Source organism: Serratia sp. S4 (genome assembly GCF_000347995.1).
GTDB classification, from domain to species: domain Bacteria; phylum Pseudomonadota; class Gammaproteobacteria; order Enterobacterales; family Enterobacteriaceae; genus Serratia; species Serratia quinivorans.
This window is the reverse complement of the sequence record NZ_KB661120.1, coordinates 1,267,085-1,282,227: the sequence shown is the minus strand read 5'-3', so window position 1 is coordinate 1,282,227 and position 15,143 is coordinate 1,267,085. Positions and strand designations below refer to the sequence as shown.

Genomic DNA, 15,143 nt, shown 5'->3' with positions numbered 1-15,143 from the left:
AAGTACTCAACAGAATGCTACGGATGTAGCTGTTTTACACCTACAGGACCACCAGCCGCCATGCAAGAGCAATACCGTCCAGAAGACATAGAATCGAACGTACAGCTTCACTGGCAAGAGAAGCAGACTTTCAAGGTTACCGAAGACGCGAGCAAGGAAAAGTATTACTGCCTATCCATGCTGCCATACCCATCAGGCCGTCTGCACATGGGGCACGTTCGTAACTACACTATCGGCGACGTGATCTCGCGCTACCAGCGCATGCTGGGCAAAAACGTACTACAGCCGATCGGCTGGGATGCGTTCGGCCTGCCGGCGGAAGGCGCCGCGGTTAAAAACAACACCGCTCCGGCCCCGTGGACCTACGACAACATCGAATACATGAAGAACCAGCTAAAACTGCTGGGCTTCGGCTACGACTGGGATCGCGAGATCGCTACCTGCGATCCGGATTACTACCGTTGGGAACAGTGGTTCTTCACCAAGCTGTACGAAAAAGGCCTGGTCTACAAGAAGACCTCTGCGGTCAACTGGTGTCCGCACGATCTGACCGTGCTGGCCAACGAACAGGTTATCGACGGCTGCTGCTGGCGCTGCGACACCAAGGTCGAGCGTAAAGAAATCCCACAGTGGTTTATCAAAATCACCGATTACGCTGATCAACTGTTGAACGATCTCGATACGCTGGAAAGCTGGCCAGAGCAGGTGAAAACCATGCAGCGTAACTGGATTGGCCGTTCCGAAGGGGTGGATATCACCTTTGACGTGGCGGGCAGCGACGAGAAACTGACCGTTTATACCACCCGTCCAGACACCTTTATGGGTGCGACCTACGTGGCCGTTGCCGCGGGTCACCCATTGGCGCAACAAGGCGCGGTGAACAACCCGGCGCTGGCTGAATTTATCGAAGAATGCCGCAACACCAAAGTGGCCGAAGCCGAAATGGCAACGATGGAGAAGAAAGGCATGCCAACCGGCCTGTTCGCCATCCACCCGCTGTCCGGCGAGCAAGTGCCGGTTTGGGTCGCCAACTTCGTGCTGATGGAATACGGCACCGGCGCGGTAATGGCGGTTCCGGCTCACGACCAGCGTGACTGGGAGTTCGCCACCAAATACGGTTTGCCGATCAAACCGGTAGTGCTGGCGCTCGATGGCAGCCAACCGGATGTCCAGGCCGAAGCCATGACCGAGAAAGGCACGCTGTTCAATTCCGGCGAGTTTGACGGTTTGGACCACCAGGACGGTTTCAACGCCATTGCCGACAAACTGGTCGCCAAAGGCGTCGGCCAGCGCAAGGTTAACTACCGTCTGCGCGACTGGGGGGTTTCCCGTCAACGTTACTGGGGTGCGCCAATCCCAATGGTCACGCTGGAAGACGGCACCGTAATGCCGACCCCGGAAGACCAACTGCCGGTGATCCTGCCGGAAGACGTGGTGATGGACGGCATCACCAGCCCGATCAAAGCCGATCCCGAGTGGGCAAAAACCACCGTTAACGGCCAACCGGCGCTGCGTGAAACCGACACCTTCGACACCTTTATGGAGTCTTCCTGGTACTACGCACGCTACACCTGCCCGCAGTACGACAAGGGCATGCTGGATCCGGCCGCCGCCAACTACTGGCTGCCGGTCGATCAGTATGTCGGTGGTATCGAACACGCCATCATGCACCTGATGTACTTCCGCTTCTTCCACAAGCTGTTGCGTGACGCGGGCCTGGTCGATTCCGACGAGCCGGCAAAACGCCTGCTGTGTCAGGGCATGGTGCTGGCAGACGCCTTCTATTACAGCGGCAACAGCGGCGAACGCGTCTGGGTTTCCCCAGCCGACGCCATCGTTGAGCGCGATGACAAAGGCCGCATTATCAAAGCCACCGATCCACAAGGTCGTGAACTGGTCTATGCTGGCATGAGCAAAATGTCGAAGTCGAAAAACAACGGCATCGACCCGCAGGTGATGGTTGAGAAATACGGTGCGGATACCGTGCGTCTGTTCATGATGTTCGCTTCGCCGGCAGAAATGACGCTGGAATGGCAGGAATCCGGCGTGGAAGGGGCGAACCGCTTCCTGAAACGCGTGTGGAAACTGGCCTACGAACACCTGGGAAAAGGTGCCGTACAGCCGCTGAACGTGGCAACGCTGAACGAAGACCAGAAGGCACTGCGCCGCGATCTGCACAAAACCATCGCCAAAGTGACCGATGATATCGGCCGTCGTCAGACCTTCAACACCGCCATTGCCGCCGTGATGGAGCTGATGAACAAGCTGGCCCGTGCTCCGCAGGAAAGCGAGCAGGATCGCGCTCTGCTGCAGGAAGCCCTGCTGGCAGTGGTCCGCATGCTGTATCCGTTCACCCCGCACGTGTGCTTCTCACTGTGGCAGGCATTGGGCGGTGAAGGCGATGTGGACACCGCAGCCTGGCCGCAAGCCGACGAACAGGCGATGGTCGAAGACTCCAAGCTGGTGGTAGTACAGGTCAACGGCAAGGTCCGCGCTAAAATTACTGTGGCAGCTGATGCAACCGAAGAACAGGTGCGTGCGCGCGCCGCTGAGGAACATCTGGTCGCTAAATATCTGGACGGGGTTACGGTTCGTAAAGTGATCTATGTTCCGGGCAAATTGCTTAACCTGGTTGTGGGTTAACACAAGGAGGAATTGTGCGACAACGTATTCTGACGCTGTTGCTGGGGTTGGCGGTGCTGGTCACCGCCGGCTGCGGTTTTCACCTGCGTGGCACCACGCAGGTACCCTCGGAAATGAAAACGCTGATTCTGGACAGCTCAGACCCTTATGGTCCGCTGACCCGTTCGGTGCGTGAGCAATTACGTCTGAGCGACGTGACCATTGTCAAAGATGCAAAACGTAAGGATCTCCCTTCCCTGCGCATCATTGGCGCCACCGAAAGCCAGGATACCGCCTCTATCTTCCAGGACGGTAAAACCGCTGAGTACCAAATGGTGCTGACGGTCCAGGCACAGGTGTTGATCCCGGGTCACGATCTGTATCCGCTGAACGTAAAAGTCTTCCGTTCGTTCTTCGATAACCCGCTGACCGCACTGGCAAAAGATTCCGAACAGGAAATCATTCGTCAGGAAATGCGTGAGCAGGCCGCCCAGCAACTGGTGCGTAAACTGCTGACGGTGCACGCGGCGGAAGAAGAAACGCAGCAGAAAGCCGCTGCGGCCGGTGAAAAAGCGGCCAGTCGCGTAGATCAATGATCCGTATTTACCCTGAACAACTTGCCGCGCAGCTCCGAGAGGGGCTGCGCGCTTGTTATTTATTGAGTGGCAATGAACCGCTGCTGTTGCAGGAAAGTCAGGATCTGATCCGCCAAACGGCACAGCAACACCAGTTCACCGAGCACTACAGCATTTCGCTTGATGCCCATACCGACTGGGACGCCATTTTCAGCATCTGTCAGGCGATGAGTCTGTTCGCCAGCCGTCAGACGCTGTTGCTGATCTTCCCTGAAAACGGGCCGACCGCCCCGATAGGCGAACAGTTGATCAAGCTGGCTGCTCTGCTGCATGACGATATTTTGCTGATGCTGCGTGGGCCACGCCTCACCAAAGCTCAGGAAAACAGCGCCTGGTTCAAGGCGCTCAGCCCGCATGGCGCTTACGTCAGTTGCCAGACACCGGAGCAGGCGCAGTTACCCCGCTGGGTAGCCCAGCGCGCCAAAACCATGAAGCTGGAACTGGACGACGCGGCTAATCAGTTGCTGTGTTACTGCTACGAAGGCAACCTGCTGGCGCTGTCGCAGGCGCTGGAACGACTGTCGTTATTGCATCCGGATGGCAAGCTCACGCTGCCGCGTGTCGAGCTGGCGGTCAATGACGCCGCGCACTTCACGCCATTCCATTGGCTGGACGCCCTGCTGGCGGGTAAGAGCAAACGCGCCTGGCATATCCTGCAGCAAATGCAGCAGGAAGATGTCGAACCGGTGATCCTGCTGCGCACCCTGCAACGCGAATTGCTGCAATTGCTGAACCTGCAACGACGCATGGCGTCAGTGCCGCTGCGTACGCTGTTCGACCAGTACAAGGTCTGGCAAAACCGCCGTAACCTGGTCACCCAGGCATTGCAGCGGTTATCCGGTGCCGAGTTGCGGCAAGCGGTTCATCTGCTGGCGCAGATTGAAATCACCCTTAAGCAGGATTACGGCCAGTCGGTCTGGTCGGAACTGGAAACCCTGTCGATGCTGCTGTGCGGCAAACCTCTGGCCACGAGTTTTTCCGATGCCCACTAATTCGCAAGACACCACCGTCCTGCACGCCCTGTTTGGCGGCACCTTTGACCCAATCCATTACGGCCATCTGCGCCCGGTGGAAGCGCTGGCGGCGGAGGTAGGCCTGAACCGGGTGACGCTGTTGCCGAATCATGTGCCGCCACACCGCCCTCAGCCCGAGGCTAACGCACAGCAACGGTTGAAGATGGTTGAACTGGCGATCGCCGGCAACTCGCTGTTTGCGGTTGACGATCGCGAACTGCACCGCACCACGCCCTCCTATACCATAGAGACGCTGGAAGCCATTCGTAAAGAACGTGGCGCTGCATTGCCGCTGGCGTTTATCATTGGCCAGGATTCGCTGCTGACGCTGCACAAGTGGCACCGCTGGCAGTCGCTGCTGGATACTTGCCACCTGCTGGTGCTGGCCCGTCCGGGCTACAATGACCGAATGGACACGCCGGAACTGCAACAGTGGCTGGAACAGCATCAGGTGACCGATGCCGCGCTGCTCAGCCGGCAGCCACAGGGCTATATCTACCTGGCCGATACGCCGCAGCTGGAAATTTCAGCCACGGAAATCCGTCAGCGTCGCCACCAGGGCCTCAACTGTGACGACCTGTTACCGCGTTCGGTACAACGCTATATCGAGTTACAGGGTTTATATCGCTAGCGAGAGCCGCATGATATACTGCGCCGCTATTTTTCAGGTATTCGCTGAAAACCCCGGAAACCTTAGCTGGCCGGGCAGTCACCAGCTGGCTTTCAGCGGCATCCTGCCGACTTATCATTGATTCAGGCCGCAAAACGGGCAGTTGCCCGCCGCAGTCGAATGAACAGAACACTCCCGAGGGGGAACCTTTGCAAGGTAAAGCGCTCCAAGATTTCGTCATCGATAAAATTGATGACCTGAAAGGCCAAGACATTATCGCTCTGGATGTCCAGGGTAAATCCAGCATCACCGATTACATGATCATCTGCACCGGTACCTCTACCCGTCACGTGATGTCGATCGCCAACCACGTGGTGCAAGAATCCCGTTCTGCGGGCATGGAACTCTATGGCATGAAAGGCCAGGAAGCTTCCGACTGGATAGTGGTTGATTTGGGCGAAGTGATCGTCCACGTGATGCAAGAAGAAAGCCGTCGTCTGTATGAGCTGGAAAAACTCTGGAGCTAAGCGGTGAAACTGCAACTGGTCGCTGTCGGCACTAAAATGCCAGACTGGGTGCAGACCGGCTTTATGGATTATCTGCACCGTTTTCCGAAAGACATGCCGTTTGAGCTGACCGAAATCCCGGCGGGCAAGCGCGGCAAGAATGCCGATATCAAACGCATTCTGGAAAAGGAAGGCGAACAGATGCTGGCGGCGGTAGGCAAAGGCAATCGCATTGTCACGCTGGATATCCCCGGTACGCCGTGGGAAACGCCGCAGTTGGCGCAGCAGCTCGAACGCTGGAAGCAGGACGGCCGCAACGTCAGCCTGCTGATTGGTGGCCCGGAAGGGCTGGCCCCGGCGTGCAAGGCCGCAGCCGAACAAAGTTGGTCGCTCTCACCTTTGACATTGCCGCATCCTTTAGTGCGCGTCCTGGTGGCTGAAAGCCTCTATCGCGCCTGGAGTATTACAACAAATCATCCTTACCACCGGGAATAACCGGTGGTAACCGTGACAGAGTGAAATAAAGCAGCGGGATGAAAATAGAACGTAACCCTTTTCGCGACTATACGGCTGAATCCGCCCTGTTTGTACGCCGCGCCCTGGTGGCGTTCCTGGTCATCCTGGTGCTGACCGGCACCCTCATCGCCAATCTGTATAACCTGCAAATCGTCCGCTTTGAGGATTACCGTACCCGCTCCAACGAAAACCGCATAAAACTGGTGCCTATCGCGCCCAGCCGCGGCATTATCTACGATCGCAACGGCACCCCGTTGGCGCTCAATCGCACCATTTATCAACTGGAGCTGATGCCGGAAAAGGTCGATGACCTGAAGGCCACGCTACAGGCACTGCGTCCGGTGGTCGATCTGACCGACGAAGACATCACCAACTTCGAGAAAGAGCGCAAACGCTCACGCCGCTTCGTCTCCATTCCGGTGAAAACCGCCCTGAACGAAGTCCAGGTGGCACGTTTTGCGGTTAACCAGTTCCGCTTCCCCGGCGTCGAGGTCAAAGGCTACCAACGTCGCTACTATCCTTATGGCTCCGCTCTGACCCATGTCATCGGCTACGTATCGAAAATCAACGACCGCGACGTCGAACGTCTGGATAAAGACGGCAAGCTGGCCAACTACGCCGCCACTCACGATATCGGCAAGCTGGGCATCGAACGCTATTACGAAGAAACCCTGCATGGCAAAACCGGCTACGAAGAGGTTGAAGTCAACAACCGCGGCCGGGTGATCCGCCAACTGCATGAACAACCCCCTTCCGCCGGTCAGGACGTTTACCTGACGCTGGATCTCAACCTGCAACGCTATATCGAGCAGTTGCTGGTCGGCAGCCGTGCGGCGGTGGTGGTGAGCGATCCGCGCACCGGCGGCATTCTGGCGATGGTCTCTAACCCCAGCTATGATCCGAACCTGTTCGTTGATGGCATCTCCAGTAAAGATTACCAGGGGCTGCTCAACGATCCGAACCGGCCGTTGATTAACCGCGCCACGCAGGGGTTATATCCACCGGCGTCTACGGTTAAACCCTACATTGCCGTCTCGGCGCTCAGTGCCGGGGTGATCACCAAAAACACCAGCCTGTTCGATCCCGGCTGGTGGCAATTGCCCGGCTCGGAAAAACGCTTCCGCGACTGGAAAAAATGGGGCCACGGCCGCCTGAACGTCACCAAAGCGCTGGAAGAGTCAGCGGATACCTTCTTCTATCAGGTCGCCTACGACATGGGTATCGATCGCCTGTCGACCTGGCTGACCAAGTTCGGTTACGGCGATTATACCGGTATCGATCTGTCCGAAGAACGTTCCGGCCTGATGCCGACCCGCGACTGGAAATTCAAGCGCTATAAAAAACCCTGGTATCAGGGAGACACCATTCCGGTGGGCATCGGCCAGGGCTACTGGACGGCAACGCCGATCCAGATGGCCAAGGCACTGACCACGCTGATTAACGACGGCAACGTCAAAACGCCACACCTGCTGCAGAGCACCAGAATCAATGGTGCGCTGGTGCCCTTCACCCAGGAAGAGAGCAAGCAGATCGGCGATATTCATTCAGGCTTCTGGGAAATTGCCAAAGACGGCATGTATGGTGTAGCCAACCGTCCGAACGGGACGGCACGTAAGTACTTCTCGGATGCACCTTACAAAGCCGCGGCGAAATCGGGTACCGCACAGGTATTCGGCTACGAAACCTACAACGCCCACAAACTGGCGGAACACCTGCGTGACCATAAATTGATGACCGCCTTTGCTCCGTTCAACAATCCAACGGTATCGGTCGCCATCATTCTGGAAAACGGCGGCTCCGGTCCGGCGGTCGGGACAATCACCCGTCAGATCCTCGACCATATTTTGCTGGGCGACAACAATACGCAATTACCATCTGAAGCCCCACTGCCACCAGGCGTAGAGGGTGATTAAGGTAGAACATGACTGAAAGCCAACAAAAGGGCTCGATCTGGACCAAAATCCATATCGACCCCACATTCCTGCTATTAATTCTGGCCCTGCTGGTCTACAGCGCGTTCGTGATGTGGAGCGCCAGCGGTCAGGATATTGGCATGATGGAGCGCAAGATCGGCCAGATTGTCATGGGGCTGATAGTGATGGCCGTCATGGCGCAAATCCCACCGCGGGTCTATGAAAGCTGGGCGCCGTATTTATATATTTTCTGCGTGATCCTGCTGATACTGGTAGACGCTTTCGGCCAGATCAGTAAAGGCGCGCAGCGCTGGCTGGATCTTGGCTTCGTGCGTTTCCAGCCGTCCGAGATCGCTAAAATCGCCGTGCCGCTAATGGTGGCGCGCTTTATGAACCGTGACGTTTGCCCGCCTTCGCTAAAGAATACCGCGATTGCGCTGGTGTTGATTTTCCTGCCGACCCTGCTGGTCGCCGCGCAGCCCGATCTGGGGACTTCGATTCTGATTGCCGCCTCCGGCCTGTTCGTGCTGTTCCTGTCCGGCATGAGCTGGAAGCTGATCGCCGTAGCCGCCGTGCTGCTGGCGGCCTTTATCCCGGTGCTGTGGTTCTTCCTGATGCACGGCTATCAGCGCGACCGCGTGATGATGCTGCTGGATCCGGAAACCGACCCACTCGGTGCCGGTTACCATATTATTCAGTCGAAAATCGCCATCGGCTCAGGTGGCCTGTCCGGTAAGGGCTGGCTGCACGGCACGCAGTCACAGCTGGAATTCCTGCCTGAGCGCCACACGGACTTTATCTTCGCGGTCCTGGCCGAAGAGCTGGGGCTGATTGGGGTACTGGTGCTGCTGGCGCTGTACCTGCTGGTTATCATTCGTGGATTGATGATCGCCGCCAAGGCGCAAACCACCTTTGGTCGGGTGATGGTCGGCGGCCTGATGCTGATTTTGTTCGTTTATGTGTTTGTTAACATTGGTATGGTCAGTGGCATTTTGCCGGTAGTTGGCGTACCTTTGCCTCTGGTCAGTTACGGGGGTTCGGCGCTGATTGTGCTTATGGCTGGGTTCGGCATTATCATGTCGATCCACACGCATCGAAAAATGATGTCCAAGAGTTTATAAGGGGTGAGTAATGCGTAAGGAATGGCTTTGGGTCGGCGTTGTCGCGGTATTACTTTCCGCCTGTACCGCCCCGACCACGGAACAGCAAGCGCCACCGCAGCAGCCGTATAACGGCCCCGTGGTGGAGATCGGTGGCGTTGAACCTCAATATGAACCCTATAACCCTAATAATATGCAGGATTATAAGGTTAATGGCGACACTTACCGCATCGTCAAGGATCCGCAGAACTTCTCGCAGACCGGTCTGGCCAGCTCCTACGGTGAAGAAGCCCGGGGCAATACCACCGCGCTGGGGGAACAGTTCGATCCTAATGGGTTAACCGCCGCGCACCCAACGCTGCCGATCCCAAGCTACGTACGTGTGACCAACCTGGCCAATGGCCGCCAACTGGTCGTGCGAGTGAACGATCGCGGGCCTTACACCCAGGGCCGCATTATCGATTTGTCGAAAGCCGTCGCCGACCGCCTGAACCTGTCCAACAACACCAAGGTCAAGGTTGATTTCATCAACGTGGCCCCGGACGGCACTCTGAGCGGCCCTGGCACCATTGGTACTACCGTTGCCAAACAAAGCTACGCCCTGCCCGCACGTCCGGAACTCGGCTCCAGCAACATGGGAACCCCGGTGCAACAGGATGTCCCGGTCCCCAACGGTGCCGCAGTGCACCCGATTGACAACAGCAGTTTGAACACCGGCGACAACGCCCCGGCCGCTACCACCGGCAATAGCCGCAGCGGGTTCCTGGGTGCGCCAAGCGCCGTACCGGCCGGCGTGCTGGAAGGCTCAGAGCCTGAAGCTGCCGTCAGTGCCGCAGCCATTGCCGCACCGGTCGCGGCCTCCGCCGCCGTTGCCGCCAATGCTTCTGCTGGTGGTAGCTACGTGGTGCAGGTCGGCGCACTGAGCAGTGCCGAACGCGCGCAGAGCTGGCAACAAAGCCTGAGCCAAAAGTTTGGCGTACCGGGTAAAGTGGCCGCCAGCGGCAGCGTCTATCGCGTACAGCTGGGCCCGTTCAGCAGCCGTCAGCAAGCCGCCGAACTGCAGCAACGTCTGGCCAGCGAAGCGCAGCAACAATCTTTTGTCACTGCCGCACCTTAAAACAAATATCCGGCAGGCGAACGCGGTTGATAAGCGTTCCTTTAGCTGAAACATTTTCTTTCAGCTAAAGCCAATAAAGCGCGATTAGTCAGAGCATTGGCTAATGCCTGCCGGGATCTCATCTGTTATAGTGTGGCTCGTTTTTAATTTTACCCTCATGGATGTTGTAGTCTCGATCATGAAACAAGTAACTTCTTTTCGCTTAATCAAGAGCATAGCGCTCGGCACCGTTATCGCGATGAGTGCAACCTCCGTTGCGCATGCCGATGACGTTAATATCAAGACCATGATCCCAGGGGTACCGCAAATCGATGCGGAATCCTACGTCCTGATTGATTACAACTCCGGTAAAGTTTTGGCGGAAATGAACGCCGATGCCCGCCGCGATCCAGCCAGTCTGACCAAAATGATGACCAGTTACGTCATCGGCCAGGCGCTGAAAGCAGGTAAAATCGGCCAGGAAGACATGGTTACCGTGGGGCAAGACGCCTGGGCTACCGGCAACCCGGTATTCAAGGGTTCTTCGCTGATGTTCCTCAAGCCAGGCGACCGCGTACCGGTCTCCAAGCTGACCCGCGGCATCAACCTGCAGTCCGGTAATGACGCCTGCGTGGCGATGGCCGACTACGTAGCCGGCAGCCAGGACGCGTTCGTTAACCTGATGAACACCTACGTCAGCAAGCTGGGCCTGCAGAATACCCACTTCCAGACGGTACACGGCCTGGATGCACAGGGTCAGTACAGTTCGGCGCGCGATATGGCGTTGATCGGCCAGGCGCTGATCCGCGACGTGCCGGACGAATATGCGATTTATAAAGAAAAAGAGTTCACCTTCAACAATATCCGCCAGATGAACCGTAACGGTCTGCTGTGGGATACCAGCCTGAACGTGGACGGCATCAAAACCGGTCATACCGATGCGGCAGGCTACAACCTGGTCGCTTCTGCGACCGAAGGCCAGATGCGTCTGATCTCTGCGGTGTTGGGCGGTCGTACTTATAAAGGCCGTGAAACCGAGAGCAAGAAACTGCTGACCTGGGGCTTCCGCTTCTTCGAAACCGTTGCGCCACTGAAAGTGGGCAAAGAGTTTGCGTCTGAACCCGTCTGGTTCGGCGATGCGGATCGCGTTGAGTTGGGCGTAGACAAAGACGTTTACCTGACCATCCCACGCGGCCGGATGAAAGATCTCAAAGCCAGCTACGTGCTGAACACGCCGGAAATTCATGCACCACTGGCGAAAAACCAGGTTGTCGGCAGCATCAACTTCCAGCTCGATGGCAAAACCATCGATCAGCGCCCACTGGTGGTGATGAACGAAGTGAAAGAAGGCGGTTTCTTCAGCCGTATCGTGGATTACATCAAACTGATGTTCCACCACTGGTTCGGTTAACAGTTGAAATGGGCGAAATCGCCCCCATATACTGATTAACATTAACTCCCGCTCCGGCGGGAGTTATAATTTATAGAATCGCTATACCGATAGCCGCACTCTGGAGCGCACATGAAAACTAAACTGAACGAACTGCTCGAATTCCCTTGCTCATTTACCTACAAAGTAATGGGCCTGGCACAACCCGAGCTGGTGGACCAGGTGGTTGAAGTGGTGCAGCGCCATGCTCCCGGGGATTACAACCCACAGGTTAAACCTAGCAGCAAAGGCAATTACCACTCCGTGTCCATCACCATCACCGCCACCCATATCGATCAGGTGGAAACCTTATATGATGAGTTGGGCAACATTGAAATTGTCCGCATGGTTCTGTAATTACAGCACAAAACCCTGCTTTTCAGCCCGGGCCAGAGCATCCTCTGCCCGGGTTGCGCATTTTTGGTCAGTGAAACGCTGGTCGCCGGCCAGAGCGCCCGGTATAATGGCGACACCACTTCTGTAACCTGACGATGACTCTTTTGCAACCAGACAAGATCATTTTGCGTCAGCTGGGGTTGCAGCCCTATGAGCCTGTATCCCAAGCCATGCACAACTTCACCGATCGCCGCACCGAAACCACGCCCGATGAGCTGTGGCTGGTTCAGCATCAGCCCGTGTTTACCCAGGGCCAGGCCGGTAAAGCCGAGCATCTGTTGATGCCGGGCGATATTCCGGTTGTCCAGAGCGATCGCGGTGGCCAGGTGACCTATCACGGGCCGGGCCAGCAGGTGATGTATGTGATGGTCGATCTGAAACGCAACAAGGTTGGCGTTCGCCAACTGGTCACGGCTATCGAAGATACCGTTATTAATACCCTCGCCCACTTTCACATTGAATCGCGTGCCCGTCCGGATGCACCCGGTGTTTATGTGGGGGAGCAAAAAATCTGTTCGTTGGGTTTGCGGATCCGTAAAGGCAGTTCATTCCACGGCCTGGCCCTGAATGTGGCCATGGATCTCACCCCCTTCCAGCGTATCAACCCTTGCGGTTACGCCGGTATGCAGATGGCGCAGGTCAGCGCGCTGGTGCCCAGTGTTGGCATAGAAGACGTACACCCAGTCCTGGTACAGGAATTTGTTCATTTACTCGGCTACCCGAAGGTCGAGCTTCGTAACTGGAACCTGCACGATTATGAGTAAACCAATTCAGATGGAACGCGGCGTCAAATACCGCGATGCAGACAAAATGGCGTTGATCCCGGTAAAAACGGTGGTCACAGAACGGCAGGAGCTGTTACGTAAACCCGAGTGGATGAAAATAAAACTTCCTGCCGACTCTACGCGCATTCAGGGCATTAAAGCCGCAATGCGTAAAAACGGTCTGCATTCGGTGTGCGAAGAAGCTTCCTGTCCGAACCTGTCTGAGTGCTTCAACCACGGCACCGCCACCTTTATGATCCTCGGTGCCATCTGTACCCGCCGCTGCCCATTCTGCGACGTGGCCCACGGCCGCCCGGTGGCACCAGATGCCAACGAGCCGGAAAAACTGGCTCAGACCATCGCCGATATGGGTCTGCGTTACGTAGTGATCACCTCGGTTGACCGCGATGACCTGCGTGACGGTGGTGCCCAGCACTTTGCCGACTGCATCGCGGCTATCCGCGCTAAAAACCCGACCATCAAGATTGAAACGCTGGTACCGGACTTCCGCGGCCGTATGGATCGCGCGCTGGAAATCCTGACCGAAACGCCACCGGATGTGTTCAACCACAATCTGGAAAACGTACCACGCGTCTACCGTCAGGTTCGTCCGGGCGCTAACTACGAGTGGTCATTGAAGCTGCTGGAGCGGTTTAAAGAGGCGCATCCGCACATCCCAACCAAGTCTGGCCTGATGGTCGGTCTGGGTGAAACCAATGCGGAAATCGTTGAAGTGATGCGCGATCTGCGTCGCCATGGCGTCACCATGCTGACTCTGGGCCAGTACCTGCAGCCTAGTCGCCATCACCTGCCGGTACAGCGCTACGTCAGCCCGGCCGAGTTCGATGAGATGAAAGAAGAAGCGATGGCGATGGGCTTCACCCATGCTGCTTGCGGTCCGTTTGTCCGTTCTTCCTACCATGCCGATTTGCAGGCAAAAGGGATGGAAGTGAAGTAATTCTGGTAATGGATTGTTACCATTAAAGTGACAGACACGGCAAAAAACGGATGACCTTGCGGCATCCGTTTTTTATTGCCCGTCAGAAAGCGGAATTAAACGTCTTTCTTTTCGACGCTCTGCGGGTTGGACTGACTTTCTGCCGTATTTGCCGCTGGCGGAGTCGTATCGTCACCCACCGCCTTTTTGAAACCCTTCAGCGCAGCACCCAAGTCCGCGCCCAAAGTACGCAGTTTGCTGGTACCGAACAGCAAGATGATCAACACCGCAATCACCAGAAGTTTGGTAATACTGATCCCTTCCATACTCACCTTCTTATTCATATAGCGCTGCGAACGCAGCGAGAAAAAACCTTGCCTGAGGATATTTACCTACTTTCCCAGATTCAAAACAACAGCAACATGTAACAGAGTAAGATCCACGCCAATATGCAACTTTAAATCGGCTGGTTACGCTTCAGACTATTCTGAGTTTTTAACCCGCATGATACGCTGTTCCCCTGCTCATCATGGAGTTGCCGGATGTATACGCCATCAGTGATTGATACCAGACGTTCCGGCCTTAGCTTCGCCAGACGCACTTATCTGCCACGTGTCGTCGGCCTGGGGATCGGTTTTATCTGCGTGTTCTCAGTATTCTATACGCAAAAAACCTCATACTGGGTCTGGGGCCTGCTGATTTTCCACGGTTTTATCTGGCCACACCTTGCCTACCAATGGGCGCGCCGTTCCGCCATGCCCTTCAAGGCTGAAATTCGCAACCTGCTGATCGATTCGTTTTTCGGCGGGCTGTGGGTAGCCATGATGGCATTCAATGCCTTACCGTCAGTCGTTATCCTGTCGATGATGGGCATGAATAACATGGCTTCTGCCGGCAAATCTCTGTTCTTTAAAGGGTTGGCGGTACAGGTACTCAGCGCCCTGGCAATCAGCGCTCTGCTGGGCTTCCCTTGCCAACCGCAAAGCACACCGCTGCAGATCTATCTGTGCCTGCCGATGATCTATTTCTACCCTATCCTATTGGGATTAGTGACCTACCGCACCGCCAAACGGCTGGCGGAAAAAAAACAGGAGTTGTTGCGCATCAGCATGCGCGACGGCCTGACCGGACTGTACAACCGCCGCCATTGGGAACATTTGCTGCATCACCAATTTGACAGCTGCCGCCGCTATCAGCACAGCGCGACGCTGATCCTGATGGATATCGACCGCTTTAAAACCATTAACGACACCTTCGGCCATGCGCTGGGTGACGAGGCGCTGGCGGTACTGGCAGAGGAATTGCTAATCGGTTTGCGCGCCGTGGATATTGTCGGACGCTACGGTGGCGACGAATTTGGGGCCGTGTTGCCCAACACCAGTGCCGAACAGGCCAGCATAGCGCTGTTGCGCATTCAGGAACGGTTGAACGAGATTGTTTTCCGCGAAGCGCCGCAGTTACGGCTGAACATCAGCGCCGGCATTGCGGATTATCACGGCGACATGAGCGGCTATCTGGACTGGTTAAAAGCCGCCGACAACGCGCTGTACCGGGCGAAGAACAACGGTCGCAACCGCCTGGAGCTGGCCGTACCCGGCCACTGAGA

At 56.4% G+C, this 15,143-nt stretch carries 15 protein-coding genes; 14 read left to right on the top strand and 1 reads right to left on the bottom strand.

What is annotated here, in order from left to right; genetic code table 11:
• The first annotated feature begins 60 nt into the window (after window positions 1-60).
• From leuS to lipA, 13 genes are all read left to right on the top strand, one after another.
• Window positions 61-2,643, top strand: a complete 2,583-nt coding sequence (gene leuS, locus SERS4_RS0106665) for a leucine--tRNA ligase (RefSeq protein WP_026142247.1) — start codon at window positions 61-63, stop codon at window positions 2,641-2,643.
• Window positions 2,644-2,657: 14 nt separating this feature from the next.
• A complete protein-coding gene (gene lptE, locus SERS4_RS0106660; protein WP_017891912.1) occupies window positions 2,658-3,218 on the top strand; it encodes an LPS assembly lipoprotein LptE in 561 nt (186 codons plus the stop codon).
• Window positions 3,215-4,249 (top strand): DNA polymerase III subunit delta, encoded by a 1,035-nt coding sequence (gene holA, locus SERS4_RS0106655; RefSeq protein ID WP_017891911.1) that lies wholly within the window; start codon window positions 3,215-3,217, stop codon window positions 4,247-4,249. Before lptE ends, holA begins: the two co-directional genes overlap by 4 nt.
• Window positions 4,239-4,901 carry a nicotinate-nucleotide adenylyltransferase gene (nadD, locus tag SERS4_RS0106650; RefSeq protein WP_017891910.1) on the top strand — a complete coding sequence of 221 codons (663 nt, stop codon included), beginning with the start codon at window positions 4,239-4,241 and terminating at the stop codon, window positions 4,899-4,901. Before holA ends, nadD begins: the two co-directional genes overlap by 11 nt.
• Before the next feature lie 188 nt (window positions 4,902-5,089).
• Window positions 5,090-5,407, top strand: coding sequence for a ribosome silencing factor (rsfS, locus tag SERS4_RS0106645; protein WP_017891909.1), 318 nt, complete (start codon window positions 5,090-5,092; stop codon window positions 5,405-5,407).
• A gap of 3 nt (window positions 5,408-5,410) precedes the next feature.
• Complete coding sequence (gene rlmH / locus SERS4_RS0106640) at window positions 5,411-5,881, top strand: 23S rRNA (pseudouridine(1915)-N(3))-methyltransferase RlmH (protein WP_004949595.1); 471 nt, start codon at window positions 5,411-5,413, stop codon at window positions 5,879-5,881.
• 38 nt (window positions 5,882-5,919) lie between these two features.
• Entirely contained in the window at window positions 5,920-7,815 is a 1,896-nt protein-coding gene (gene mrdA, locus SERS4_RS0106635; protein ID WP_012005639.1) for a peptidoglycan DD-transpeptidase MrdA, read from the top strand.
• Window positions 7,816-7,823: 8 nt separating this feature from the next.
• Complete coding sequence (gene mrdB, locus SERS4_RS0106630; protein WP_012005638.1) at window positions 7,824-8,936, top strand: peptidoglycan glycosyltransferase MrdB; 1,113 nt, start codon at window positions 7,824-7,826, stop codon at window positions 8,934-8,936.
• A gap of 10 nt (window positions 8,937-8,946) precedes the next feature.
• Window positions 8,947-10,032 carry an endolytic peptidoglycan transglycosylase RlpA gene (gene rlpA / locus SERS4_RS0106625; RefSeq protein WP_017891908.1) on the top strand — a complete coding sequence of 362 codons (1,086 nt, stop codon included), beginning with the start codon at window positions 8,947-8,949 and terminating at the stop codon, window positions 10,030-10,032.
• 178 nt (window positions 10,033-10,210) lie between these two features.
• Window positions 10,211-11,422 carry a D-alanyl-D-alanine carboxypeptidase DacA gene (dacA, locus tag SERS4_RS0106620; RefSeq protein WP_017891907.1) on the top strand — a complete coding sequence of 404 codons (1,212 nt, stop codon included), beginning with the start codon at window positions 10,211-10,213 and terminating at the stop codon, window positions 11,420-11,422.
• A 111-nt stretch (window positions 11,423-11,533) separates the two neighbouring features.
• Window positions 11,534-11,797 carry a DUF493 family protein YbeD gene (gene ybeD / locus SERS4_RS0106615; RefSeq protein WP_009636895.1) on the top strand — a complete coding sequence of 88 codons (264 nt, stop codon included), beginning with the start codon at window positions 11,534-11,536 and terminating at the stop codon, window positions 11,795-11,797.
• Between the two features lie 134 nt (window positions 11,798-11,931).
• On the top strand, window positions 11,932-12,600 hold the full coding sequence (gene lipB, locus SERS4_RS0106610; RefSeq protein ID WP_017891906.1) for a lipoyl(octanoyl) transferase LipB: 669 nt from the start codon (window positions 11,932-11,934) through the stop codon (window positions 12,598-12,600).
• Window positions 12,593-13,558, top strand: coding sequence for a lipoyl synthase (gene lipA / locus SERS4_RS0106605; protein WP_012005634.1), 966 nt, complete (start codon window positions 12,593-12,595; stop codon window positions 13,556-13,558). Before lipB ends, lipA begins: the two co-directional genes overlap by 8 nt.
• A gap of 95 nt (window positions 13,559-13,653) precedes the next feature.
• Here lipA and tatA read toward each other — a convergent pair whose 3' ends face one another.
• Entirely contained in the window at window positions 13,654-13,863 is a 210-nt protein-coding gene (gene tatA, locus SERS4_RS0106600) for a Sec-independent protein translocase subunit TatA (protein WP_012005633.1), read from the bottom strand.
• Window positions 13,864-14,079: 216 nt separating this feature from the next.
• Here tatA and SERS4_RS0106595 point away from each other — a divergent pair, with 216 nt between their 5' ends.
• The gene (locus SERS4_RS0106595) at window positions 14,080-15,141 is read left to right on the top strand and encodes a diguanylate cyclase (RefSeq protein ID WP_017891905.1); all 1,062 of its coding nucleotides are present in this window, start codon (window positions 14,080-14,082) and stop codon (window positions 15,139-15,141) included.
• Window positions 15,142-15,143 lie beyond the last annotated feature (2 nt).